24 protein-coding genes, 3 tRNA genes and 1 riboswitch are annotated in these 23,243 nt (G+C 60.1%); of the genes, 14 read left to right on the top strand and 13 right to left on the bottom strand.

Going from position 1 to position 23,243, the window contains the following annotated elements; translation table 11 throughout:
• Positions 1-41: 41 nt before the first annotated feature.
• Positions 42-1,124, bottom strand: coding sequence for a YgfZ/GcvT domain-containing protein (locus ACRDT3_RS14915; protein WP_431493717.1), 1,083 nt, complete (start codon positions 1,122-1,124; stop codon positions 42-44).
• A gap of 2 nt (positions 1,125-1,126) precedes the next feature.
• Positions 1,127-1,741, bottom strand: a complete 615-nt coding sequence (locus ACRDT3_RS14910) for an FABP family protein (RefSeq protein ID WP_431493716.1) — start codon at positions 1,739-1,741, stop codon at positions 1,127-1,129.
• On the opposite strand from ACRDT3_RS14910, the gene ACRDT3_RS14905 reads away from it, so the two are divergent.
• A complete protein-coding gene (locus ACRDT3_RS14905; RefSeq protein WP_431493715.1) occupies positions 1,740-1,976 on the top strand; it encodes a hypothetical protein in 237 nt (78 codons plus the stop codon). The genes ACRDT3_RS14910 and ACRDT3_RS14905 overlap by 2 nt on opposite strands.
• 32 nt (positions 1,977-2,008) lie before the next feature.
• Here ACRDT3_RS14905 and ACRDT3_RS14900 read toward each other — a convergent pair whose 3' ends face one another.
• The gene (locus tag ACRDT3_RS14900) at positions 2,009-2,749 is read right to left on the bottom strand and encodes a hypothetical protein (RefSeq protein WP_431493714.1); all 741 of its coding nucleotides are present in this window, start codon (positions 2,747-2,749) and stop codon (positions 2,009-2,011) included.
• Positions 2,750-2,875: 126 nt separating this feature from the next.
• On the opposite strand from ACRDT3_RS14900, the gene ACRDT3_RS14895 reads away from it, so the two are divergent.
• The 9 genes from ACRDT3_RS14895 (at position 2,876) to asd (ending at position 11,248) form a co-directional block, all read left to right on the top strand.
• Complete coding sequence (locus tag ACRDT3_RS14895; RefSeq protein WP_431493713.1) at positions 2,876-3,544, top strand: winged helix-turn-helix domain-containing protein; 669 nt, start codon at positions 2,876-2,878, stop codon at positions 3,542-3,544.
• Positions 3,545-3,596: 52 nt separating this feature from the next.
• Positions 3,597-4,553 (top strand): mycothiol synthase, encoded by a 957-nt coding sequence (mshD, locus tag ACRDT3_RS14890; RefSeq protein ID WP_431493712.1) that lies wholly within the window; start codon positions 3,597-3,599, stop codon positions 4,551-4,553.
• Between the two features lie 84 nt (positions 4,554-4,637).
• A complete protein-coding gene (locus tag ACRDT3_RS14885; protein ID WP_431493711.1) occupies positions 4,638-6,854 on the top strand; it encodes an RNA degradosome polyphosphate kinase in 2,217 nt (738 codons plus the stop codon).
• Complete coding sequence (locus ACRDT3_RS14880) at positions 6,854-7,861, top strand: NUDIX hydrolase (protein ID WP_431493710.1); 1,008 nt, start codon at positions 6,854-6,856, stop codon at positions 7,859-7,861. Before ACRDT3_RS14885 ends, ACRDT3_RS14880 begins: the two co-directional genes overlap by 1 nt.
• A gap of 139 nt (positions 7,862-8,000) precedes the next feature.
• Positions 8,001-8,333, top strand: coding sequence for a GNAT family N-acetyltransferase (locus ACRDT3_RS14875; RefSeq protein WP_431493709.1), 333 nt, complete (start codon positions 8,001-8,003; stop codon positions 8,331-8,333).
• A gap of 73 nt (positions 8,334-8,406) precedes the next feature.
• Positions 8,407-9,210 (top strand): thymidylate synthase, encoded by an 804-nt coding sequence (locus ACRDT3_RS14870; RefSeq protein WP_431493708.1) that lies wholly within the window; start codon positions 8,407-8,409, stop codon positions 9,208-9,210.
• A complete protein-coding gene (locus ACRDT3_RS14865; protein ID WP_431493707.1) occupies positions 9,207-9,782 on the top strand; it encodes a dihydrofolate reductase in 576 nt (191 codons plus the stop codon). The genes ACRDT3_RS14870 and ACRDT3_RS14865 overlap by 4 nt, the downstream gene beginning before the upstream one ends.
• A gap of 7 nt (positions 9,783-9,789) precedes the next feature.
• Positions 9,790-10,017 (top strand): NF038396 family protein, encoded by a 228-nt coding sequence (locus ACRDT3_RS14860; protein WP_105656882.1) that lies wholly within the window; start codon positions 9,790-9,792, stop codon positions 10,015-10,017.
• A 112-nt stretch (positions 10,018-10,129) separates the two neighbouring features.
• On the top strand, positions 10,130-11,248 hold the full coding sequence (asd, locus tag ACRDT3_RS14855) for an aspartate-semialdehyde dehydrogenase (protein WP_431493706.1): 1,119 nt from the start codon (positions 10,130-10,132) through the stop codon (positions 11,246-11,248).
• Positions 11,249-11,329: 81 nt separating this feature from the next.
• Here the strand turns inward: asd and ACRDT3_RS14850 are convergent, their stop codons facing one another.
• The 7 genes from ACRDT3_RS14850 to ACRDT3_RS14820 all read right to left on the bottom strand — a co-directional run bounded on the left by ACRDT3_RS14850 (position 11,330) and on the right by ACRDT3_RS14820 (position 16,509).
• Complete coding sequence (locus tag ACRDT3_RS14850) at positions 11,330-11,854, bottom strand: GNAT family N-acetyltransferase (RefSeq protein WP_431493705.1); 525 nt, start codon at positions 11,852-11,854, stop codon at positions 11,330-11,332.
• A gap of 43 nt (positions 11,855-11,897) precedes the next feature.
• Complete coding sequence (locus ACRDT3_RS14845) at positions 11,898-12,959, bottom strand: UDP-N-acetylmuramate dehydrogenase (protein WP_431493704.1); 1,062 nt, start codon at positions 12,957-12,959, stop codon at positions 11,898-11,900.
• A 52-nt stretch (positions 12,960-13,011) separates the two neighbouring features.
• A complete protein-coding gene (locus ACRDT3_RS14840) occupies positions 13,012-14,211 on the bottom strand; it encodes an MFS transporter (protein WP_431493703.1) in 1,200 nt (399 codons plus the stop codon).
• Between the two features lie 2 nt (positions 14,212-14,213).
• Positions 14,214-14,654 carry a MaoC family dehydratase gene (locus ACRDT3_RS14835; RefSeq protein WP_431493702.1) on the bottom strand — a complete coding sequence of 147 codons (441 nt, stop codon included), beginning with the start codon at positions 14,652-14,654 and terminating at the stop codon, positions 14,214-14,216.
• A gap of 2 nt (positions 14,655-14,656) precedes the next feature.
• Complete coding sequence (locus tag ACRDT3_RS14830; protein WP_431493701.1) at positions 14,657-15,103, bottom strand: FAS1-like dehydratase domain-containing protein; 447 nt, start codon at positions 15,101-15,103, stop codon at positions 14,657-14,659.
• Positions 15,104-15,204: 101 nt separating this feature from the next.
• Complete coding sequence (locus tag ACRDT3_RS14825; RefSeq protein ID WP_431493700.1) at positions 15,205-15,480, bottom strand: hypothetical protein; 276 nt, start codon at positions 15,478-15,480, stop codon at positions 15,205-15,207.
• A gap of 87 nt (positions 15,481-15,567) precedes the next feature.
• A complete protein-coding gene (locus ACRDT3_RS14820) occupies positions 15,568-16,509 on the bottom strand; it encodes a DUF2797 domain-containing protein (protein ID WP_431493699.1) in 942 nt (313 codons plus the stop codon).
• 241 nt (positions 16,510-16,750) lie between these two features.
• Between ACRDT3_RS14820 and ACRDT3_RS14815 the strand changes: the two genes are divergently transcribed.
• Positions 16,751-17,527: a GTP pyrophosphokinase gene (locus tag ACRDT3_RS14815; RefSeq protein WP_431493698.1), complete on the top strand. Its 777-nt coding sequence runs from the start codon at positions 16,751-16,753 to the stop codon at positions 17,525-17,527.
• Between the two features lie 82 nt (positions 17,528-17,609).
• On the opposite strand, the gene ACRDT3_RS14810 is transcribed toward ACRDT3_RS14815, so the two are convergent.
• Together ACRDT3_RS14810 and ACRDT3_RS14805 are read right to left on the bottom strand one after the other, a co-directional pair.
• Positions 17,610-17,686: transfer RNA gene (locus tag ACRDT3_RS14810), tRNA-Met, on the bottom strand.
• Between the two features lie 47 nt (positions 17,687-17,733).
• A tRNA-Thr gene (locus tag ACRDT3_RS14805) sits at positions 17,734-17,805 on the bottom strand.
• Between the two features lie 533 nt (positions 17,806-18,338).
• Between ACRDT3_RS14805 and ACRDT3_RS14800 the strand changes: the two genes are divergently transcribed.
• Together ACRDT3_RS14800 and thiC are read left to right on the top strand one after the other, a co-directional pair.
• Positions 18,339-18,410: transfer RNA gene (locus ACRDT3_RS14800), tRNA-Thr, on the top strand.
• A gap of 241 nt (positions 18,411-18,651) precedes the next feature.
• Positions 18,652-18,759: riboswitch (TPP riboswitch) on the top strand.
• A complete protein-coding gene (thiC, locus tag ACRDT3_RS14795; protein WP_431493697.1) occupies positions 18,756-20,498 on the top strand; it encodes a phosphomethylpyrimidine synthase ThiC in 1,743 nt (580 codons plus the stop codon). It overlaps the preceding riboswitch by 4 nt.
• Positions 20,499-20,590: 92 nt before the next feature.
• On the opposite strand, the gene ACRDT3_RS14790 is transcribed toward thiC, so the two are convergent.
• Positions 20,591-22,510 carry a DEAD/DEAH box helicase gene (locus ACRDT3_RS14790; RefSeq protein ID WP_431493719.1) on the bottom strand — a complete coding sequence of 640 codons (1,920 nt, stop codon included), beginning with the start codon at positions 22,508-22,510 and terminating at the stop codon, positions 20,591-20,593.
• A gap of 308 nt (positions 22,511-22,818) precedes the next feature.
• Between ACRDT3_RS14790 and ACRDT3_RS14785 the strand changes: the two genes are divergently transcribed.
• The gene (locus tag ACRDT3_RS14785; RefSeq protein ID WP_431493696.1) at positions 22,819-23,235 is read left to right on the top strand and encodes a hypothetical protein; all 417 of its coding nucleotides are present in this window, start codon (positions 22,819-22,821) and stop codon (positions 23,233-23,235) included.
• The last annotated feature ends 8 nt before the right edge of the window (positions 23,236-23,243 follow it).

Raw genomic sequence — 23,243 nt, 5'->3', positions numbered from 1 at the left:
GCTTTTCACAGCACTTCAACCCACGCCCTTGTCTTGGGCTTTTAGCCCTGCGGCGGGGTTCTCAGGAACCCGGTAAAGCGCCCAGCCACCTGGCCGGCGTCGGTCGCCACAATGACTTCCTGCGTTGCCGGGTAGCTCGTTTCGCCATCAACCACGGCCAAGACCGCTTCCGGGTCAACGTTGCGCTTGATCACGGCCAAGGCGATGGGCCCGGCTTCGTAGTGCAAGGTCGCGGAGGTGATCCGGCCAACCGTGCGCTCCCCCAGCTTCACTTCGGCGCCGGTGGCAGGCAGCGTGTGCATGGATCCGTCTAGGTCCAAGAAGACCATGCGGCGAGGCGGGTGGCCAATGTTGTGCACTCGGGCGATCGTTTCCTGGCCCTTGTAGCAGCCCTTGTCCATGTGCACCGCGGTACGCAGCCAGTCCAACTCGTGCGGAATGGTCTTGTCGTCTATCTCGGCACCGAAGCGTGGCTCCCACGCGGCGATACGCAAGGCTTCGACAGCCATCATGCCGGCCAACTCTTCGTCAGCGACCGCTTCAACGAGCTTCTCCAGCTCCACGATGTGCAAGAACCACGGACGTTCCTTGCCCGGGTGATCTTCACGGGAATAGGCCCAACCACCCTCGGTGATTCCCGGCCATGGGTTCTCCCAGACCAAAGACCCGGCCGTGCCAATCTTGCGGGTAGCTGCCAGTACGCCGTAGCTTTCGGAAAGGTCATTGACCTCAACGCGCAGCATGAAGCGCATTGAGTTCAAGAACTGCCCCAGCGCTGCTCCGGAACCCGGTTCAACGATCAGCAGCAAGCGGTCTTCGGTGGCGAGCACCTTCATTTCGTGCTCAATGCGTCCTTGCACGGAAAGCAGCAGCGCCTGGGTGCTGTCCCCTGGCTTCAAGGTGGAAATGCGCTGGCTGCTCAGTGTATCGAGCCAGCTCTGGCGGTCTTCGCCGCGGATCTCCACTACATCAAAGTGGCTCAGGTCGGCAATTGCCTGGCCCTCAGCGAGTTTGCGAGCTTCACGGGTCGGAGCGCCGTAATGGGCTGCGACGCCGGCATCAACGCCGCCGGCTTCCACAGCAGCAGCGCGGTCCAGCAGTACCGAATGGTATTCAGTGGCCATGCTCAGTTCGCCGTACCTTCCACCGTGACGCGCTTGAGCGCCGCCGAGGCGTGCGCCTGAAGATCCATATTGCCCTTGGAGACATCCCAACGCCAGAACAGCTCACCATTGACCAGACCGTAGATACGGGTGGAGGATGCGTAAGCCTGAGCGTTCTTGCTGCGCAGCAAGCTCTCGGTGGCAAGCTGAATGCGTGGCCCATCAATCAGGCCGTAGTACAACTCTGAGATGCCGTCTGGTCGGACAATTTGTGCCTGGATCTTGAAACCGTCCTTGGTATGCAGCTTCTGCACATCGTCGGCCGAACGCAGTACCGGGAAGATGTCCCCCGGCTCCATGCCAGGACCGGCATCGGCTTCCTGCTGTTCGCGGTCCAACGACCAGAATCCGGTTTCAACAGCTAAGATCCGCAGCTTCGTGCCATCGGCTTCGGTCAGCCAGGCTTCACTGCGGTATTCAAGGTATGGCCCGCCAACGTCGCGGAAGGTGACTTGCTGCCAGAAAAACTCGTCCTCGGCTTCGCCTTCGCCAAGACGTCCGGCACCTTCCCAGGTGCCAATGAGCCAAGCGAAAGGTACAAGTTCCGGTGTGAGGTCCGTAGGTAGGTCAAAAGCCATGGACTACTCGCTCCTAATTCAGGTTAGTGATGAAATGAAAACAGCGCACACGTTGTTGTGTGCGCTGTTTCTACTTCTGGCCCTGGAAAAGGCGCTTCACTACCAAGCCTGCGAACCCAGCCATTCCGAGACCGGCGATCACTACAAGTGCCTGGAAGAAAATTTCGATTGCAAGGTAATTTTCATTCATGGCTTCATCTTAGCGCGCGAGGCAGGAGAACTTCGACACGCGTGACGCAGCTTGCATCATATTTGAACCGCTCACCGTTAAATGAATGCCAGGACTTCCATCGCGTACCAGCTGACAGCACCGCTCATCAGCAAGATGGCGCATGTCAGACCAAGGATTCCGCTGAGGTTTCGTACACTGCGGCTGACCAGGGCCAAGGCCCGTAATGAACCTACCAGCAGGCCGGTCAGCAGCCCCAGGATCGCGCCCTGGTACCAGAGCATATCCATTGGAAGTGCGCTGGAGGCCGCCCCCAAAGCGGCAGCGACCACAGGAGCAAGAATCATGGTCATCCGGTTTGGCAGCCGAGTTACGGCAACCGCACCGGCCCCAAGCAGGGCGATCACGGTGGTCACGGTCAGTCCAAAGCCGTACGGCACGTAAGCGCTAGCGGCCCAGGCAGAACCGAGCACGCCCAGGACTATGCCGGTCACGCCAGACACCACACCGGCCAACCGGCCTTCGGCTTCTGCCCCGCGCAATACTTGGCTGATAAATACCAGAAGCACGCCAACGGCGATTGCTTCGACACTATGTGACATCACTGACCCGCCTGGCATGAACATGGTCGAAGCCGTAGCCGCCAACGAGCACAGCGCCAAGATGATGGTGATCGGCCATGGCGCATCGGAGCGGACCATGCGTGGCCAGGTATAGGCGAAAATCAGCTGTAAAACCGCGGTGAGCACACCCATCAGCCAGCTCATCGAATCCAGACTTGCAGCAACGACAAGCAGTGCCGCTGCGACGAGTCCACTGAATAAAACCTTGATTCTCAAATTCTGATTCCTGACGGTAATGTGTCCGCACTTGCGTGTTCACATGCGTGCTTCAACTGATTCATTCCTTATACTGTGACACGTAAAAGTGATTTTTTCGCAACTATCTGGCAGGAGGAAGACCGATTGGCTCACCTACTGCTACTAAGTAATCATGCCGAAAATGCCGCTGAAGTTCTTCCGGCACTCGAACTGTTATTGCACGAGATTTCTTTCTTCCCTGCAACCACGGAGTCGCTAAGCCAAATCCCGGAGTGCGACGCGGTCATCCTCGATGCCCGTACCGATCTCATTCCGGCGCGCTCCTTGGCTCAGCTATTGCACACCAATTTGAATCTGCCCTTGCTGCTGGTTGTCAGCGAAGGCGCACTGGGCATTTTGAACTCGGATTGGTACGCGACGGATTTCCTTTTGCCTTCCGCCATCCCTGCCGAACTCGATGCACGCATCCGCCTGATGCTCTCGGGCGCAACGGCTCCCGCCCCCGCACCGGTGGCCGCCGAAAGCACTTCGGGCCTGCGCATCGACGAGTTGAGCTACACCGCCCGCATCGATAACCGCATGCTGGATTTGACGTACAAAGAGTTTGAACTGCTCAAGTACCTGGCGCAGTTCCCCGGCCGAGTCTTCACCCGCGAGCAGCTTCTGCATGAAGTGTGGGGATACGACTACTACGGTGGCACGCGTACCGTAGACGTGCATGTGCGGCGTTTGCGCGCGAAACTCGGCACCGATCATGAGCAGCTCATCGGAACGGTGCGCAACGTCGGCTACCGCTTCCACACCGAATCATAACTTTCAGATAACTCCTACCCACTTCGCACATTTTACGACTATCGTGAAATGCATGAGCGAACTGCCACAGAACACTGTTTCCATCCAGCACGTCCCCGGTGAGCTTGATGAACGGGCGCTATCCGACGTGCGCCAACTAGCCCTCGATGCGCAGAAAGCCGATGGCAACCCGCCGTTGAGCGACCAGACCCTGGTGGCTTTGGCAGCGGATGAGCCAAGCGAAAATCTGCTTGCGCTGCTCGCTGAAGCCGGCGAAGGCGCGGAATCCACGTTGGCCGGTGTTGCCATCGCGGTTCGGGAATCCCCGGATCATCCTTGGGTCCTGGAACTGGTAGTCCACCCCGAGCATCGCCGCGCTGGCATTGGCCGGGCCCTGCTGGGCAAGCTTGGTGAGCTGCTGGATCTCTCGCAGATCCAGGCGTGGGCGCACGGCGACCATGATGCGGCTAAGAAGCTGGCCGCAGGTGTGGGTCTGGACCGCGTACGCGAGCTGTTCCGGATGCGCCGCGAAGGCACCGATTACCTTGAAGAGTCTCCGATTGATCGCCGCATTGCGGTCCGCACCTTCCGTGTTGGCGAGGATGAACCGCAGTGGCTGGAAGCTAATGCCAAGTCCTTCGTGCAGCATCCCGAACAGGGTTCGCTGACCCTCAATGACCTCGAAGCTCGCATGTCCGAGGACTGGTTTGATCCAACCGGCTTCTTCCTGGCCTTTGACGCGGAGGAGAATCTGCTCGCCTACCACTGGACCAAGATCCATCCTGCTACCGCAGACGCGGTCCGCCCTACCGGCGAGGTTTACGTTGTCGGCGTCGTTCCCGAAGCGCAGGGACTGGGCTTGGGCCGTTCCTTGACCACCACCGGTGTCAACTACCTGCTGGAATTGGGCGTCGACGCGGTGATCTTGTACGTGGATGCCGATAATGAAGCTGCAGTTAAGCTCTACCGCTCGCTGGGCTTCACACTTTGGGATGCGGACATTATGTACGGTCCGCAGAAGATAGACTAGGGGTACCGGCAGTTCCGAATTTTTCGGGACTGCCACTAGCGGTGTCTTTAGCGTCCACTTGCAGGAAAGAAGTGAGTTCAGCCGATGAATAGCTACCCCAAGGAAACTGGTACTCAACTACGTGATGTTCCTTCTTCGAAGGTCAATGAAGATCGTATAGAGCCTGCAGATTCACTGCCGGATCTGCATCCTGATGGCGGATTCAAAAATGAACGTTTCCTTGACCGTGAGCTCAGCTGGCTGCATTTCAACGCCCGCGTTCTCGAGCTGGCCGAAGATACCGATCTTCCTCTGCTTGAACGAGTGAACTTCCTGTCCATCTTCGCCTCGAACCTTGATGAGTTCTTCATGGTTCGAGTTGCCGGGCTGAAGCGCCGCATCCACGCTGGACTGGCGGTGCCGGCGGCTAACGGAATGAACCCGGTAGACCAGTTGGAGTTGCTCCTTTCCTCGGCCCATGCGCTGCAGACCCGCCATGCCAAGGTCTTTGCCGACTCGGTTTACCCGGATCTGACCGAGCAAGGCATCCGCATCACCACATGGGAAGACCTTTCAGCTTCCGAGCGTGACCTGCTTTCCAAGTGGTTCGTTTCCCAGGTATTCCCGGTGCTCACCCCGCTGGCGGTTGACCCTGCTCACCCATTCCCCTACATCTCAGGCCTGTCGCTGAACCTGGCTGTGGTGGTCCGCAACCCCCTGACCGGCAAGGAACTCTTTGCCCGCTTGAAGGTGCCGGACACCATCGCCCGCCTGATCAGCATCGACGGCACCCGCGCTGCGCACTCTTCGTTGCGCACCGCCCGCTTCATCCCGCTCGAAGCACTCATTGCGGTGCACCTGGAGCTGTTGTTCCCGGGTATGGAAATCGTCGAGCACCACTTCTTCCGTGTCACCCGCAACGAGGACCTGGAAGTTGAAGAGGATGATGCAGAGAACCTGCTGCAGGCGCTGGAGAAGGAATTGTTGCGCCGCCGCTTCGGTCCTCCCGTTCGCCTGGAAGTCGCCAATGACATCAACCCTGAAATCATGGAGCTGCTCACCCGCGAGCTCGGTGTTGAAGAGGATGAGGTCTTCAAGCTTCCCACCCCATTGGACCTGCGCGGTTTGGGCGTTATTGCTTCGCTGGATCGTTCAGAGCTGCACTACACCAAGCATGTGGGCCATACCTCGAACTACCTGAACGAATCGGAAACTGCCAAGGCCGCCAACGTGTTCGCGGCCGTTCGGCGCCGCGACATCCTGCTTCACCACCCTTATGATTCCTTCTCCACCAGCGTGCAGGCCTTCTTGGAACAGGCCGCAGCTGATCCGAAGGTCATGGCCATCAAGCAGACCCTGTACCGCACCAGCGGCGACTCGCCAATTGTCGATGCCCTGATTGATGCGGCCGAAGCTGGCAAGCAGGTCCTGGCTCTGGTGGAAATCAAGGCCCGCTTCGACGAGCAGGCCAACATCTCTTGGGCGCGCAAGCTGGAACAGGCCGGCGTCCACGTGGTCTACGGCATCGTAGGCCTGAAGACCCATTCCAAGCTCTCCTTGGTGGTACGCCGCGAAGGCGACAAGCTGCGCCGCTACTGCCACATCGGAACCGGCAACTACCACCCGCGCACTGCGCGCTACTACGAAGACTTCGGCCTGCTCACCTGTGATGACGAGGTTGGCGAGGATATCTCCAAGCTGTTCAACCAGCTCTCGGGCTACGCCCCACGCTCCACCTACAACCGCCTGCTGGTCGCTCCGCGCTCGGTACGCACCGGCTTGCTGGCGCATATCGAGAAGGAAATCGTGAACGCTGCGGCCGGCAAACCGGCCAAGGTTGTCATCAAGGTCAACTCCATCGTGGATGAAGCCATCATCGATGCGCTGTACCGGGCCAGCCAGGCAGGGGTCAAGGTAGAAGTCATCGTTCGCGGCATCTGCGCCCTGCGCCCAGGAGTGCCGGGACTGAGCGAGAACATTGAAGTACGTTCCATCTTGGGCCGGTTCCTTGAACACAGCCGCGTGTTCATGTTTGAAAACGGCGGAGATCCACTGGTGTACATCGGCTCCGCAGACATGATGCACCGCAACTTGGATCGTCGCGTGGAAGCCCTGGTCTCGCTGCGCAACCAGGAAGACATCGATCGCATGATCACCCTGCTGGCCCGCTACATGGATAACAAGACCGCTTCCTGGCACCTGAACTCCGATGGCGACTGGATTCGCCATTACCAGGACGAGGATGGCAAGCCGCTCTCGGACGTCCAGTTCTGGTTAGTTGAAGAACATGCCCGCCGACGAAACAGTGGACGTAATAGCTAGTGACCGAACCAGAGCTGCGCGACACCCGCACTAGGGCTCGTGACATCATCCGTTCTGTAGATGCCGAGGAAATCCGCCTTGGCGAATACGACATCGTGGCCGCCGGGGCAATCCCCTGGCGCTTGAAGGACGGCAAACTTCAAGTTCTTCTAATCCACCGCCCAAAGTACGACGACTGGTCCTGGCCCAAGGGCAAACTGGATCAGGGTGAATCCATCGCAGAGTGTGCGTTGCGCGAGGTCCGCGAGGAAATCGGGTTGCGCATCACCCTGGGCATCCCGCTTTCAGCCACAGCCTACACGGTGGGTCAGAAAACCAAGGTTGTCTACTATTGGGCAGCCAAGACCGATCCGCAGACGGTGATTGAACCTGATGGCGCAGAATGCGACGAGGCCCTTTGGACCAGTCCCAAGAAGGCTGCCAAGATGCTGTCCATTGCCACCGATAACCAGCCGCTGGCCGATCTGGTTCTGGCCTATGAAGCCGGCGTGCTCGATACGCACCCGGTGCTCATTGTCCGCCATGCCAAAGCCAAGCCTCGGAGCAATTGGACTCGTGCCGAAGGGGACCGCCCGCTGGCGGCGACTGGACGACGCCAGGCGCAGGCAGTTTCCCGGATGCTCGAAGCATGGAAGCCGCTGCACGTGGCCTCTTCTCCGTGGATGCGGTGCGTTCAGACGATCACGCCCTATGCCGCCTTGCACGCGTTGAAGCTCAAGAGCGTTAAGGCCCTGACCGAACATGCGGCAACACGCAAACCGGAGCGAGCACGCAAGGCAGTGCAAAAGCTGTTCGACAAGTACCGTTCCCAGGTGATTTGCACTCATCGCCCAGTGCTGCCATTCGTGTTGGAGGTTCTTGCCCAGAACTCCACTGATGAACTGGCCAAGGCCCTGCCGGATCAAGATCCCTATTTGGAACCAGGATCCCTGATCGTTGCACAGCAGGTCTATGCTGGCAGCCCGCGTATTGTCTCTTTTGAGATTCATACGCCGTACCACGATTAGCATTATGTGACCGATGCCCGGCATTGCATGCCGGGCATCAGTGTTCTCTCAGGGCGTGGCACAAGCCGTTGCATCTGTCTCCGATTAGGGATAAGACTATAAATAGGAGACACGTCACAGCCAAGAATGAGGTAATGCCATGACTGCCCAGCAGCCGAACCAGCCAGTCGAGAAGATTGTGCACCATGGCCTGCGTTTGGATCACGACGCCAGCCGCGGCCGCTATTCGCTGTGGCACGGTTCCACTTTCGTTGGTTTCCTCGGCTACCACGAAGAAGATGGCATCGCCACCATTCAGCACACCATCGTCAATGAAGAATTCGGCCGTCGCGGATACGCTCGCGCACTGGTGACCCTGGTCCTGGACAAGTTCCGCGGCGAAGGGCTGAAGATCATTCCCGAATGCAGCTACGTCCAGGACTACCTGCGCCGTTACCCGGAGTATAACGACATGGTGGTTGCTGCGAACTAGGCCGTCGAATTTCCGGCGTTTACTCTGGCACGTTTTTAGGGTGGCACGGATTATCTGAACTAAACTGGGGTGCGTGAACATCGCGACCCCTTATGAAGACCTGCTTCGAGACGTGCTGGAGAACGGCGCCTCCAAGGAAGACCGCACCGGAACTGGAACCCTGTCGGTGTTTGGCCGCCAGATCCGCTTCGATCTGAAGGATTCTTTCCCCCTGATCACCACCAAACGCGTGCACTTCAAGTCCGTGGCAGCAGAACTCTTGTGGTTCCTGCGCGGCGAATCCAATGTGAAGTGGCTGCAGGACCAGGGCGTTCGCATCTGGAATGAATGGGCCGACGAGGCCGGTGAACTAGGACCTGTCTACGGTGTCCAGTGGCGTAGCTGGCCAACTCCCGATGGCGGCCATATTGATCAGATCTCACAGCTGGTCGACTCGCTGCGCAACAATCCGGACTCACGCCGCCACATCGTCTCGGCGTGGAATGTCGCAGAAATCCAGAATATGGCGTTGCCTCCATGCCACGTGTTCTTCCAGTTCTACGTGGCCGAGGGCAAGCTTTCCTGCCAGCTCTACCAGCGCAGTGCTGACATGTTCCTGGGCGTACCGTTCAACATCGCTTCCTACGCCCTGCTCACGCGCATGCTTGCGCACCAGCTCGATCTGGAACCGGGCGAGTTCATCTGGACCGGTGGCGACGTGCATATCTACACCAACCACTTGGAACAGGTAAAAGAGCAGCTCTCCCGCGATCCTTATCCATACCCGACGCTCAGCTTCAATTCCAAGCCTGAGTCGATCTTCGACTACACGCTGGATGACTTCAGCATCAACGACTACCAGCACCACCCGACCATCAAGGGAGCCGTAGCCGTATGACCCCCAAGGCTCGCCACGCACACGACGTTGAACCGCTGATTGGCGCCATTTGGGCCCAAGCCGAGAACGGCATTATTGGCGCTGATGGCGCCATGCCTTGGCACGTTCCCGAGGATTTGGCCCACTTCAAACGTACAACCGCTGGCCACCCAGTGATCATGGGTCGTGCCACATGGAATTCTTTCCCGGCTAAGTTCCGTCCTTTGCCAGGGCGCACCAACATCGTGCTGACCACGCAGGCTGACGCCCACGGGCAACTGCGCAAAGATGGCGCAGTTCCCGTCTCCAGCTTGGAGGAAGCCATCGCGTTGGCACAGCGCAGCGCCGGCGGCGAAGAAGTATGGATTATTGGCGGCGGAAAGGTCTATGCCCAGGCACTGACGCTGCTGGACGTCGCGGTGATTACCAAGCTCGACGCGTCCCCGGCTGGAGATACCTCCGCGCCGAAGCTCACCGCTGACTTCGCTCTTGGCGCATGCGATCCGTCCCTAGAATCGGAAGCTGCCCACTGGCACGCTTCCTCCACCGGTACCCGCTACCGCTTTGAAACCTGGCTTCGCCAAAAGGATTAGAACGACCATGAAAAAATACATCGGAGAGCTCAAGCAGCACCCCGAAGCACTCTTCATTCTCGGATACATGCTCTTCCCACTGTTGGCCTTAGTGGTGGCCGTACTCGGCTTCTTCATGGTTCTCGGCGGCCACAAAGTATTCGGCCTGATCATGTTGCTGGTCCCAACGCAGATCTTTATCTTCTCCGCCATGTGGGCGATCAAGAACCGCAAGCTGCTGCTTGAGGAAAAGTAAAACTTTCGCTGCGCCGAATCACACCTGAACCCTGCTGGGGCTTGGGTGTGATTCTGCTTTAACTGCTGTAACGAACCGGGCTCTGCCGGATAAACGCCCCTACCATGGAGACATGACTTCATCTGTTGGTTTTGTAGGTTACCGAGGCATGGTTGGTTCCGTGCTGATGCAGCGCATGCTCGACGAGGGCGATCTCGCCCAGATTGACCCGGTATTTTTCTCGACTTCCAATGCTGGCGGCAACGCCCCGGCATTCGCTGAGGGTGCTGGCCCGCTGCAGGACGCATTCGATATTGAAACGCTGTCCAAGTTGCCGATCATCGTCACTGCCCAGGGCGGCGACTACACGACCAAGGTCCACACCGAGCTTCGTAAGTCCGGTTGGGACGGCCTGTGGATCGATGCGGCGTCCTCGCTGCGCATGAATGATGACTCGGTCATCGTCCTGGACCCGGTCAACCGCGCCGTGATCGATGAATCCCTGGCTTCTGGCGTCAAGGACTACATCGGCGGCAACTGCACCGTCTCGTGCATGCTCATGGGCTTGGGCGGGCTGTTCAAGAACAACCTGGTCGAGTGGGGCACCGCGATGACCTACCAGGCTGCTTCCGGCGGCGGCGCACGCCATATGCGCGAACTGCTCACCCAGTTCGGCGACATCAACGCTTCGGTGGGTAGTGAATTGGCTGATCCGGCCAGCGCCATCCTGGAAATCGACCGCAAGGTTCTGGAAACCCAGCGCGGAAACCTCGATGCTACTCAGTTCGGTGTTCCACTGGGCGGCTCGCTGATCCCATGGATCGACGCCGATTTGGGCAACGGCCAGTCCCGCGAAGAGTGGAAGGCAGGCGTTGAGACCAACAAGATCCTGCAGACCCCCGGCGACAAGCAGATCATCATGGATGGACTGTGTGTCCGTATTGGTGCCATGCGCTCGCATTCGCAGGCCCTGACGCTGAAGCTGAAGGAGGACCTGCCGGTTTCCGAAATCGAGTCGCTGCTGGCAGCTGACAACCAGTGGGCCAAGGTCATCCCCAACGAGAAGGAAGCCACCGTGGATCAGCTGACTCCGGTCGCCGCTTCGGGCACCTTGGACATCCCGGTAGGACGTATCCGCAAGCTGGAAATGGGCCCAGAGTACATCTCGGCTTTCACCGTTGGCGACCAGCTGCTGTGGGGCGCTGCAGAGCCGCTGCGCCGCATGCTCGCTATCGCCCAGGGACGCCTCTAGGTTCCTTAACGGCAAAGCCATGGCAAAGCCCAGAACAGAATTCTCTGTTCTGGGCTTTGCCATTTCCCATGCAGATGCGCGCTATTTAGCCCACTCGTCCCTGAGTACCGAGTAGATCAGCTGATCATGCCACTCACCGGCACGCCACTGCGCTTGGCGGATGACGCCCTCGCGGGTGAACCCCAGCTTTTCCAGGCACTTCTGCTCAGCCGCATTTTCTGCGGCTGTCGTAGCTTGGATCCGATGACGGGGGTAGTGGGTGAACAAGTAGTCGATGAGCATCTTCTGCGCTTGGGTTCCAAGGCCCTGGCCTCGAAATTCGGCAAAGATGCCGATGGCTATTTCCCAGCAGGCCGAGGTGTTGGCCCGGCCCCACGACGAGACAGTGAACCAATCGACTTTGCCGATTACTCGCTCCCCCAAGCAGACCGCCAGTGCGCCATCAGCGTTGCCAATCATCTGGTCCTGGGCTAAACGGGCGCGCAGCCTGTTGGTATCCCAGAAGCCGAACCATTGGGCATCGCCGGCGCCCTGGACGGATTGGAAGTTTGCTTCCAGCAGGTCGATATCCTCTAGACCGAGCTTGCGCAATGACAAGTGCGCCATAGCTTTCCTCCCTTGTTCCGGCAATGGCACGGAAGCAGCTCGCCTAGAGAGCCACGCCAATCAGCAACGGCTCGTTGACCAGTTCAATGCCAAAACGTTCCTGCACGCCGGCACGAACTGCACGGGCTATGGCCAGAATATCCTGGGCCGTGGCCTCACCGCGGTTGGTGATGGCCAGTGTGTGCTTGGTGGAAAGCGAGGCGCGGCCGCCAGCGAGCTCGAACCCCTCGGTCCCCTCCAAGCCGTAGCCCTTGGTGAAGCCGGCCTGGTCGATGAGCCACGCGGCGGACAGCTTGAGGTAGCCGGCTTGTTCCACCGGGTAGTTCGGAGCGTTCTCGGGAAGCTTGCCCATGAAGCTTGATTCAACGATGGGGTTGGTGAAGAAGGAACCGGTGGAGTGCGAGTCAGCGTCCTTGATGTCAAAGACCATGCCCTTGGAACGGCGCAATTCCAGAACTCTCTGGCGCACTTCGAGGGCGTCGGCGCGTTCGCCAGCTTCAACGCCGAGCCGGCGGGCCAGCTCGGCGTAGCGGATAGGAGCCGATTCATTTTCACGGGTCAGCAGGAAGGCCACTTCCAGGACCACGTAGCGGGGGGATCCGTTGGTGCTGGTGCGCTTGATGACCGAATCGCGGTAGGCGAAACCAAGCTCGGAGTTATCCAGCTTGAGCACCTGGTTGCTCTGGCGGTCGTAGGCACGAACCCACGCCAGGGTCTGGGAAATGTCCGCCCCGTAGGCTCCGACGTTCTGCACCGGGGTGGCACCGGTGCACCCTGGAATACCCGAGAGCGCTTCCAACCCGCTCAGGCCCTCAGCCAGGCTGTATTCAACGGTCGTGTCCCAGTTCTCGCCGGCGGCAGCACGCAGCAGCACCTTGCCGTTAGGCTGCTCGTCCAGGTGCAGTCCGCGGGTGGCAATCTGCACAGCGACGCCCGGGTACCCCTCATCGGAGATCACCAGGTTGGAACCCCCGCCAATGAGCAAAACGTCGTGCCCTGCGGCATCTGCTGCCGCAACGGCTTGAGCCAGTTCAGCTTCGCTGGTAGCGGTCACCAATTGCTGGGCTGGCCCACCAACGTGGGTCGTGGTCAGATTCTTCAGCATTGCTTCAGTTTACTTTCCGTATGAGGACGAATGGTGCGGTCAGGCCGGCGTTCTACGCTTTTCCTTCGCCGCCGGTACGGTTTCCGGCGGCATTCGAGGACAAGCAGAAGGCCACAACCACCAGGATGGAAATGGAACCCAGGGCAGGTAGCAGGCCGATGACTTCAGCCAGCAGGCCCAAAAGCGGCGGGCCTCCGAGGAAGGCGCCGTAGCCGATGGTGGACACTACCGAGACGCGGGTCGCTGCATGAACAGGATCATCCGATGCTGCGCTCATGGCCAGCGGGAAGGTCAAGGCCACGCCCATGCCCCAGATGGCCAAGGCCACGAAGGCCAGCGGCAGGTTGTTGCCAAAGGCGAAGAGCAGAACGCCGATCAGGGCGCTGATGGCGCTGGCCCGGATCATGACGACACGGCCCAGGCGCAAGATCAGATCCCCGGAGAGCAGTCGGGTCAGGGTCATGGCGGTGACGAAGACGCCGTAGCCGATGGCTCCCACGCCTTCCTTCGTCTGGTATCCATCCACCAGCGCCATGGCCACCCAGTCGCCGGCAGCGCCTTCAGCCAGGGCCATGCCCAGAACCAGAACGCCCAAGAGGACTGTCTGCGGTTCGGTCCACGCCTTCTTCAGCGTGGTTCCGCTGCTGGTGCGCGGGGTCCGGCTGTAGTCTTCTCCGTAGAATCGTGCACTGTAGAGCACGGTGAAGACGATAACCAGGCCCATGAAACCGTAGTGGTACTGCAGCGGGACCTGCAGACGGGCACCTAGCGCACCAGCACCGGCGCCGATCACGGTGCCGATGGAGAAGAAACCGTGCAGGGCAGGCATGATGCTCTTGCCCAGGGCACGTTCCATGGCAGCGCCTTGGACATTGGAGGCGACATTCCATGATGCGGTACCCAGGCCCTGGGCGAAGAGGAAGATGCCGCAGATGAGGGCACTGCCAAAGACTCCGGCACCCACGCCTACAAGAATCAGTGAACCGCCGGCCAGCGTCGCGGCGATGCGCATGACGCGCGTGGCGCCAAGGCGCAGAACCAGTTGCCCTGAAACCGAGACGGACAGGAAGGATCCGGCGCTCATGCACAGCAGCAGCAGGCCAACGCTGGCGTGGTCGAGCTGCAGGGCATCACGCACCGCCGGCAAGCGCGAAACCAGGGCCGAGATCAGCAGGCCGCTGGCCAGGTAGGCTGCCATCAGCGCGTTGCGCCACTGGGTTACTGGCTTCTGCGCATCACCGGGAAGTTGCATGCTTAGAGCTGTACCACGGCCTGGCACTTGAGCAGTACCTTGCTGTCATGGGCCGAGACTGCCAAGTCGATGCGGGCGGTGCGTGCTTCGGCGTCCAATGCGCCGACCTTGCCTTCCACCGAGATGGTGGTGCCTTCGTGATCTGACGGGTTGGACCCTTCAGGGTCCTCGACGACTACCGGCTTGGTGAAGCGGGTCTGGTAGTCGATGATGGCACCCGGGTTGCCGACCCACTGGGAGACCAGATCAATGACAGATCCCATGGTGAACATGCCGTGGGCGATCGCCGAAGGCAGTTCCACTTCCTTGGCGAAGCGCTCATTCCAGTGAATCGGGTTGAAGTCGCCCGAGGCACCTGCATAGCGAACGAGGTCCGCGCGGTTGACCTGCACCGTGTGCGAGCCAATGACCTGGCCCTTTTCGAGGCTTTCGAATTCAATCATGCTTAGTCCTCAGCTCGTACCAGTAGCGATGAAACGGTGGTTGCGATCTTCTCGCCAGCCACGGTGGTTATTTCGGCGCGGGTGGTGATCATGGCACCGGCACCCATTTCACGGACCTGGTCCACGTAGAGCTCGGCGAGCAGTTCATCGCCGGCAACGATCGGACGGTGGTGGGTGAAGCGCTGGTCGGCATGCACCACGCGGGAGAAGTCAATGCCGCTGGCAGGATCGGCAATCAGCTGCGCGTCAGCGCGCTGGGCGATGATGATCGCGAAGGTTGGCGGGGCAACGACGTCGCTATAGCCCAGCTCGCGAGCGGCCTGCACATCGTAGTGCGCCTGGCTGGCGGCCTTGGTGGCCTTGGCGAATTCGCGGATCTTTTCGCGGCCTACCTGGTAGGACTCGCCGGCAGGGTAGATACGCCCTACCAGGTCAGGGTTGATGCCCATGGATTCTCCTGAACGTTGTTGGAAGTGACCAGGCGCAGCTGCCGCAGGATACGGAACCCGGGCGCAACTGACCGGTCACACTGTGGAATTCTTTCGGAAGCCTAGTTCTGCCCGTCGGCCGGGCGCTTTTTGGCGCGTGGAGCCGCCAGGCCATTGGCAATGCGCCACTGGCGCGCATCCTTGGCACGGACAACCAGGCTGGCGATATGGCAGAGCATGCCGATGACCATGATGCCGATAGCGGTGTAAACCGTTGGCAGTGATGGAATGTTGGCGCCGATGATGGCCAAGATGATGCCTGCGCCCATGATGCCCATGGCAGCGAAGACGAGCTTCTTATAGCGTGGCGAGGCCGATTCCCAAGGAGTGTTGGTCATGATCCAAGTCTAGTTCAGCTCCGGCTGTGTCTGCTCATTGCGGCCGGGGCATTTCCCCGTGACTCCCCCGACAGCTCCGTGCCGCTTTCAGAACAGAGCGGATTGTTCTTCCTTGAAATCTCCTCGGTTCTCCACGACAGTGACCTCACGGGTCTTCAACTCGGCAGCATCCAGCAAGCGCACGGTGGTGCCTTCGCCACTGTCGGCTAGGATGCTTTGCCCCAGCACGCCGCGGATGCGCAGATTCACGGTGTTGCCGGGCAGTGCCGTATTCCAGGCATGCAGCACATGGGCATCCCAGGCGTCAATGACCGGGCGGGCGAAGGCCGGTTGCGCCCACAGCTCGTCGCGCAGCTGCAGGCCATAGGTCTCCAGACCCCGCTGGGCGCCAATGAAGGCCTGGGCCCTACTTGCCGCTTCGGAGTTGATCTGGTCCAGTTGGGCGTAGTCCAGTTCCCAGCTGGCCAGTCCCTTGATCTTGGACTTCTGCCGGACTTGTTGGCTCAGACCCACGTGTTCAGTCACCAGGTCTTCGAGCACTCGAATAGCGGCGCCATCAGCGGCGCGGGCAACATAGCGGGCGATGACCGCGCCCTGCTGCGCCAAGCGAGTCCATTTGCTCTGGGTCGAGGTGGTACCGACCTTGGTCGCCCCGTGGGCGAAGCTTGCGACATACAAGAAGTGCGGCTGCTCCAGGTACTTGCGCATGCCCTCCGGCGCTTCGCCGGTCTTGTGGAAATGATGCATGAACTTCGAATGATCCAGCCGGCGGCAGCGTTCGCACTGGGTGCCGGTACGCAGCGCTTTGTTCTTCGGGCAAGGCAGGTTGTTGCGCGAGCCATCGCTGTTCATCGTGATGTAGCCCAGGCAGAACTTCAGTTCGCCGATCTGCAGGCTCAGCGAACGATTGAGTTCCAAGTATTCGGTGCTCCATTTTTCGGCTTGCCGGAGCCTGAGCATGGGGGCGGGTTCGTGCTCTGAGAAGCTGATGCCGTGGCAGAGCTGCCGGTGGTCGCTGGCGAATTCCATCGATGCCTTCCTCGAAGTTACCCCTTCAACGATAGTTCACCGGGCATGGCAAGCTCCTGCACTGCAGGTTGGCCGACGCCTGAATTCCGAAAGTTTGCTGGACAAATTCCCGACTGGTTCTGGCCTAATTCTTAGGAGAAGCCCTTAGGCTGAAACTGCACCGGCACCGTACCGCGGGTCGGGCCACAATCTGCTGAGGTGATCCAGGATTTCTGTCCCATTTGATGACGAGACTCGCGCAGTGGCAATAGCAGCTGCCGAGAGCGCCCCTTCGCCGGCCGAACTGCAGCGAATGACGCAGGCTTTCCGCCATGATTTCCAGCGTTTCATGATGGAATACCAATTTGCGGTGGACGAGGTGTTGACCAAGGTCTCGATCTTGCGTGAAGAGTTCCTGTACCTGCACAATTACAATCCAATTGAGCACATCACTTCCCGGGTGAAAACTCCGGAGAGCATCATGCGCAAGGTCTCCCGCCGGAACATCTCCCCGTCGCTTCCTGCCATTCGCGAAAACATTAGCGACATTGCCGGCGTGCGCATTACCTGCAGTTTCGTCAAGGACATCTACAAGGTTCTGAACACCTTGACCTCGCAGAATGACCTGAAGGTCATCCAGATCAAGGACTACATCAAGAACCCGAAGCCCAACGGGTATAAAAGTGTCCATGCGATCGTGCAGATCCCGGTCTTCTTGTCCGACGGCCCGGTCGACGTCGTGGTGGAGCTGCAGATCCGCACCATTGCCCAGGATTTCTGGGCAAGCCTGGAGCATAAGATCTTCTACAAGTACGAAGGCGAAGTTCCGGAGCATCTAGTGCAAGAGCTCGCCGATGCCGCAGCAGTGGCAACGAAACTCGATATGCAAATGCAGCGCCTGCATACCGAAGTCCACGGCCACGATGCCAATCAGGCGCCAAGCCAGGAAGCTGATTTCGATACGAAGGCGATCCAGGGGCTGCTCTCGCTGGCTCAGCAAGCCAAGGCCGGGAGCCAGGAGAAGGACACGGGCAGCTAGCCGTTCCGGCGCCGAAGCAACATGTTGCTTCAGGGCCTGGAAACCAAAAAAGATCCTCAGCCGAAGCTGAGGATCTTTGTTTTGGTAGCGGCGCCGGGACTCGATCCCGGGACCTCACGATTATGAGTCGTGCGCTCTAACCAGCTGAGCTACGCCGCCACAAGTGAGAAGCAATCCAGTAGAAGCCAAGAAAGCTTCTCACTCAGAGCCCCCTGCCGGAATCGATCCGGCGACCTCGTTCTTACCAAGAACGCGCTCTACCACTGAGCTAAGGGGGCAACGAGTAAATACTCTACACGGGTTTCCCTGCAAAGAAAAATCGGCAGATCGGCCCGGTAAACACTCGGAAAATTCAATAAAACACCTAGTCAGCAACTATTTGCGAACTGACATCTGGTCATCAGGGACGAAGGATGGGACAAAAAGTGTCCAGGTGACGATGCTCACTAGATCATTCCTTGCGGTCAATCGCGGATTCCCCCAGGGGTGCGGGATAAAATCTCGCGAACTTCCACCGATGGCCAACCGGCGGATATCCCGACTCGGCACTCCCTGACCTCAGCCCGATTCCCCACTCCCGATCCCCGGGCAAAGACAGTGCTTGAATGCACCCGGTCCACCATGGGCGCAGGCACTGCTCCGATGCGCGGCAACTGGAATCCAGGCCGCGAACCGGGATCCCGGCAACCGGCATGATCGCATCGGTTCCTTGTCGCCCATTCCCGACTTGAGTAGGAATATTGTGACCTCAGCAACAAATCCCCGACGGATTTTGCAAACCTCAAAAACCTGTGTAAAGTATTTACCTGTTGCCCCCTTAGCTCAGTGGTAGAGCGCGTTCTTGGTAAGAACGAGGTCGCCGGATCGATTCCGGCAGGGGGCTCGAAATAAGAGAGGCAATCTGGTTCCAGATTGCCTCTCTTTTCGTTACTCCCCAGATGCCGCGAACTCATCGTGCGGCTATCGGCCATGCCGTGCACCCTGGATTCCTGGTGCCCCTGGCAAGCGTTCTCCGGCCAACGCAAAGAATCCAGGCCCGCAGGAACCAGCACCTCGCCCTTCCCTTGATGTCAAGGCTCTGACCACCGGATTTGCGTTTCTTCCTCCCAAGCGTGCTAAGTTATTCGCGACCACACGGGTGCCCTGGCAAGGGCTGAGATCGGGCTATCGCCGTCCGCGACCGTTGAACCTGTCCGGGTAATGCCGGCGAAGGAAGTGAGTTTCCCCAGTGGAACAATTTGAACAGCACCCTGCCCACACCCTTGCCTACCGCGAATCTGCGGGAATTTCTGTTCCCGTCACGCAGATCGAATTGGCAGACTCCCCCAATGGAAAGCCCAACGAGCCGCTGGCGGTATATCGCACCAGCGGACCGGGAAGCGAACCCACCCAAGGCCTGCAGCCCTTCCGCGAGCGGTGGATCCTGGAACGCGGGGACGTGGAAACCTATGCAGGTCGCGAGCGCAACCTGCACGACGACGGGCGCTCAGCGGTCCGCCGCGGCACGGCCAGCGCGGAATGGGCTGGACGCTCAGCCCCACCGCTGCGGGCCGTTGGCGGAGCCCGAGTGACGCAAATGCACTACGCGCGCGCCGGGATCATCACCCCGGAAATGCGCTATGTGGCCCTGCGCGAGGAATGCGATGTCGAGCTGGTGCGCAGCGAGCTCGCGGCCGGACGAGCCATCATCCCGGCGAACATCAACCACCCGGAATCCGAGCCGATGATCATCGGCAAGGCGTTCCTGGTCAAGATCAACGCGAATATCGGCAACTCGGCGGTGACCAGCTCAATCGCAGAAGAAGTCTCCAAGCTCCAGTGGGCGGCCAAATGGGGCGCGGACACGGTAATGGACCTGTCCACCGGAGATGACATCCACACCACCCGCGAGTGGATCATCCGCAACTCCCCGGTGCCCATCGGCACCGTGCCGATCTACCAGGCGCTGGAGAAGGTCAATGGCGAAGCCAACGAACTGACCTGGGAGATCTTCCGCGACACCGTCATAGAACAGTGCGAGCAGGGCGTGGACTACATGACCATCCACGCCGGCGTGTTGCTGCGCTACATCCCGCTGACTGCCAACCGGGTCACCGGCATGGTCTCGCGCGGCGGATCCATCATGGCTGGCTGGTGCCTGGCGCACCACCAGGAGAATTTCCTCTACACCCACTTCGATCAGCTCTGCGAAATCTTCGCGCAGTACGACGTGGCCTTCTCGCTGGGCGACGGGCTGCGCCCGGGCTCCATCGCGGACGCGAACGACGCCGCCCAGTTCGCCGAACTGGACACCCTGGCCGAGCTGACCAAGCGCGCCTGGAAGTACGATGTGCAGGTGATGGTAGAAGGCCCGGGGCATATCCCGTTCCATCTGGTGCGCGAGAACGTCGAACGCCAGCAGGAGCTGTGCGACGGGGCCCCGTTCTATACCCTGGGCCCGCTGGTTACCGACATCGCCCCGGGCTACGACCACATCACCAGCGCCATCGGTGCCACGGAGATCGCAAGGTACGGGACCGCAATGCTCTGCTACGTCACGCCCAAGGAGCATCTGGGGCTGCCCAACCGGGATGATGTGAAGACCGGGGTGATCACCTACAAGATCGCTGCACACGCCGCCGACCTGGCCAAGGGCCACCCGGGGGCCACGGCACGGGATGATGCGCTGAGCAAGGCGCGCTTCGAGTTCCGCTGGAATGACCAGTTCGCGTTGTCCCTCGACCCGGTCACCGCGCAGGAATTCCATGACGAGACGCTGCCGGCTGAACCGGCCAAGACCGCCCACTTCTGCTCCATGTGCGGGCCGAAGTTCTGCTCCATGCGCATCTCGCAGGACATCCGCGACGAGTACGGCTCGGCCGAGGCGCAGGCCGCTTTGGCCGGGATGGCGCAGAAAAGCAAGCAATTCATGGAAAGCGGCGGCACGGTCTATCTCGGGGACGGGATCCCTGTGGGAACCCCTGCTCCGTAAATAGCCTGTGGCGTACGAAAAACGCCCTTGGGGCAAGCTTTCGGCTTGCCCCAAGGGCGTTATTCAATGCTGTTCAGCTGCGTGCGACAGGCTTAGTAGTCGCGACGTCCACCGCTACGGCCCGAATCGCTGAAGCGATCCTTGCCGCCGCGTCCGCCGCCACCGAAACCGCCACGTCCGCCACCGCGTCCGCCACCGAAACCGCCACGTCCGCCACTGCGTCCGCCGCCGAAGCCGCCACCACGGCCGCCACGGAAGCCACCGCGGTCGCCTTCGTCGTCGCGACGTGGGCTGCGGCCATTGTCGAGCTCAAGCTCGATGGCCTCGCCGCCGATGCGGGTCTTGGACAGTGCACGCCACTGGTCCTTGCTCAGCTCTGCTGGCAACTCGACCAGGGTGTGGTCCGAACGGATCTCGATGCCGCCGATTTCCGAAGAATCGAAGCCACCCTCGTTGGCCAGTGCGCCAACGATCGAGCCTGGCTGCACGCGGTTGCGGCGGCCAACGGCCAGACGGTACATGGCGTTGCCCTCGGCAGCGGTCTTGCGGGCACGTGGACCGCGATCGCCACGGTCACCGCGGTCGCCACGCTCGCCGCGCTCTGGGCGATCCATGCGCGCCTTCTTCGAAGGGGACATGACTGGTTCGGTCATCAGCAGCGGGCGGCCGCCCTGGGCCATCAGAGCCAGTGCAGCTGCGATTTCCAGCTGGTCCAGATCTTCGTGCTCGGAAGCGAACTTCTCCACGATTTCGCGGAAGGTGGTCAAGTCCTGGCCGCTGATGGTCTTATCGATGCGATCAGTGAACTTCTGGATACGACGGTCGTTGACCGAATCCAGCGAAGGCAGCTGCATCTGGGTCACCGGCTGGCGGGTAGCCTTCTCGATGGCACGCAGCAAGTACTTCTCGCGCGGGGTCATGAACAAGATCGCGTCGCCCGAGCGGCCGGCACGGCCGGTACGGCCAATGCGGTGCACGTAGGACTCGGTGTCATGCGGGATGTCGAAGTTGATAACGTGCGAAATGCGCTCAACGTCCAAACCACGAGCTGCCACGTCGGTAGCAACCAGGATGTCGATCTTGCCCGAGCGCAGGTTCTCAACGGTGCGTTCGCGCTGCTGCTGCGGGATGTCGCCGTTGATGGCTGCGGCGGTGAAGCCACGGGCCTTGAGCTTGTCGGCCAGGTCCTCGGTAGCCATCTTGGTGCGGACGAAGGTGATTACGCCTTCGAAGGACTCGGATTCCAGGATGCGGGTCATGGCGTCCAGCTTGTGGGCGCCCATGACCTGCAGGTAGCGCTGGGTGATGTTGGTGCCGGTGGACTGCTTGGACTTCACGGCAACTTCCTGCGGGTTGCGCAGGTATTCCGAAGCGATGCGGCGGATGGTGCGTGGCATGGTTGCCGAGAACAGGGCAACCTGCTTGTCCTCTGGGGTGGCTTCCAAGATCTTGTCGACCTCTTCGGCGAAGCCCATGCGCAGCATTTCGTCGGCCTCATCCAGGACGACGTACTGCAGGTTCGAAAGGTCCAAAGAACCCTTGTTGATGTGGTCGATAACGCGACCTGGGGTACCAACGACTACCTGGGCGCCACGGCGCAGGCCGTTGAGCTGAGGACCGTATGGCGAGCCGCCGTACACTGGCAGAACGGTGAAGTTCGGCAGGTACTTGGCGTAGGAGGTGAAGGCCTCGGCGACCTGAAGGGCCAGCTCGCGGGTTGGAGCCAGAACCAGGATCTGCGGGGTCTTGGCTGGACCATTGGTGTCAGCCAGCTCTGCCATGCGGGACAGGGCAGGAAGCGCGAAAGCAGCGGTCTTGCCGGTACCGGTCTGGGCCAGGCCGACAACGTCGCGGCCTTCGAGAAGCAGTGGAATGGTCGCTGCCTGAATTGGCGATGGCTTTTCGTAGCCAAGGTCAGCAAGCGATGCAAGCACGCGGGCATCCAGGCCAAGTTCGGAGAAGAGCACGGTTGGCTCTTCCGGGGTCTGGTTGTCATCGGTGTTTACGGGCATGTCAGAAGACACGAAGAATTACCTCATTCGTTAGGGGATAGGCCTTGGCCGTCCCCAAAGAAACGACGTATAGGCTGCACAGTCAGATACAAGTCACGCTCATCAAGCGCTCCCCTATGACATAAAGACCCGCACACACTTTGCGGAAAATACAACACGAGAAGGCTCCGGCCTCAAAAATTGGGCTGGATGCGAGAGGGATACCCTGATGTTCGCGAACACTTAATGCTAGCTTGAACAGACCACTATTGTCAGTGTCGAGAGCGTGTGAGATCGGGCACCGCGCCAAAGCACGTAGGGTTAAGAACGTGAAGAAACCACTTTTTCCACGACGTCCCGATGAGCCCACCCCAGGCGGATTGTTCATCGCCCAAATGCTATGGCTCCTAGCCGGAGTGCTTTTTCTCGGCTTTGGCGGCTTCCTGGCCTACGAGCATTTCCAAGAATCCGCACTGGATTTCGGGACCATTGCACTGATGGTCTTTTTCGCCGCCGCCGGCCTTGCCTGCTGTGTGCTGGGTTACCGCTTATTCACCGGAGACCGGGCCGCGCGCGCCCAGCTGTCCTGGTTGGGCCTGATTACCGCACTGCCGCTGCTGCTGCGATTCGGCCGCTATTCGCTGTTGGCGGCCATCATCATGTTCAGCGTGGCCCTGATGTGGATGCCAGCGAGCAACAGGTATTTCAAGATCGTCGACCCTAAACCGGCCAAGCGCCGCCGATAGCCGACCCG

It is taken from the genome of Glutamicibacter sp. (assembly GCF_050701915.1).
Lineage (GTDB): Bacteria > Actinomycetota > Actinomycetes > Actinomycetales > Micrococcaceae > Glutamicibacter.
This window is presented reverse-complemented; position numbering and strand designations above follow the sequence as displayed.

Excerpts from the sequence above, each read along its gene's own strand:
- asd (WP_431493706.1), top strand. The coding sequence starts at position 10,130 with ATGACTTCATCTGTTGGTTTTGTAGGTTACCGAGGCATGGTTGGTTCC.
- mshD (WP_431493712.1), top strand. The coding sequence starts at position 3,597 with ATGAGCGAACTGCCACAGAACACTGTTTCCATCCAGCACGTCCCCGGT.
- ACRDT3_RS14865 (WP_431493707.1), top strand. The coding sequence starts at position 9,207 with ATGACCCCCAAGGCTCGCCACGCACACGACGTTGAACCGCTGATTGGC.
- ACRDT3_RS14835 (WP_431493702.1), bottom strand. The coding sequence starts at position 14,654 with ATGATTGAATTCGAAAGCCTCGAAAAGGGCCAGGTCATTGGCTCGCAC.
- ACRDT3_RS14845 (WP_431493704.1), bottom strand. The coding sequence starts at position 12,959 with ATGCTGAAGAATCTGACCACGACCCACGTTGGTGGGCCAGCCCAGCAA.
- ACRDT3_RS14790 (WP_431493719.1), bottom strand. The coding sequence starts at position 22,510 with ATGCCCGTAAACACCGATGACAACCAGACCCCGGAAGAGCCAACCGTG.
- ACRDT3_RS14885 (WP_431493711.1), top strand. The coding sequence starts at position 4,638 with ATGAATAGCTACCCCAAGGAAACTGGTACTCAACTACGTGATGTTCCT.
- ACRDT3_RS14825 (WP_431493700.1), bottom strand. The coding sequence starts at position 15,480 with ATGACCAACACTCCTTGGGAATCGGCCTCGCCACGCTATAAGAAGCTC.
- ACRDT3_RS14830 (WP_431493701.1), bottom strand. The coding sequence starts at position 15,103 with ATGGGCATCAACCCTGACCTGGTAGGGCGTATCTACCCTGCCGGCGAG.
- ACRDT3_RS14840 (WP_431493703.1), bottom strand. The coding sequence starts at position 14,211 with ATGCAACTTCCCGGTGATGCGCAGAAGCCAGTAACCCAGTGGCGCAAC.
- ACRDT3_RS14860 (WP_105656882.1), top strand. The coding sequence starts at position 9,790 with ATGAAAAAATACATCGGAGAGCTCAAGCAGCACCCCGAAGCACTCTTC.
- ACRDT3_RS14905 (WP_431493715.1), top strand. The coding sequence starts at position 1,740 with ATGGACTACTCGCTCCTAATTCAGGTTAGTGATGAAATGAAAACAGCG.
- ACRDT3_RS14915 (WP_431493717.1), bottom strand. The coding sequence starts at position 1,124 with ATGGCCACTGAATACCATTCGGTACTGCTGGACCGCGCTGCTGCTGTG.
- ACRDT3_RS14875 (WP_431493709.1), top strand. The coding sequence starts at position 8,001 with ATGACTGCCCAGCAGCCGAACCAGCCAGTCGAGAAGATTGTGCACCAT.
- ACRDT3_RS14910 (WP_431493716.1), bottom strand. The coding sequence starts at position 1,741 with ATGGCTTTTGACCTACCTACGGACCTCACACCGGAACTTGTACCTTTC.
- ACRDT3_RS14820 (WP_431493699.1), bottom strand. The coding sequence starts at position 16,509 with ATGGAATTCGCCAGCGACCACCGGCAGCTCTGCCACGGCATCAGCTTC.
- ACRDT3_RS14850 (WP_431493705.1), bottom strand. The coding sequence starts at position 11,854 with ATGGCGCACTTGTCATTGCGCAAGCTCGGTCTAGAGGATATCGACCTG.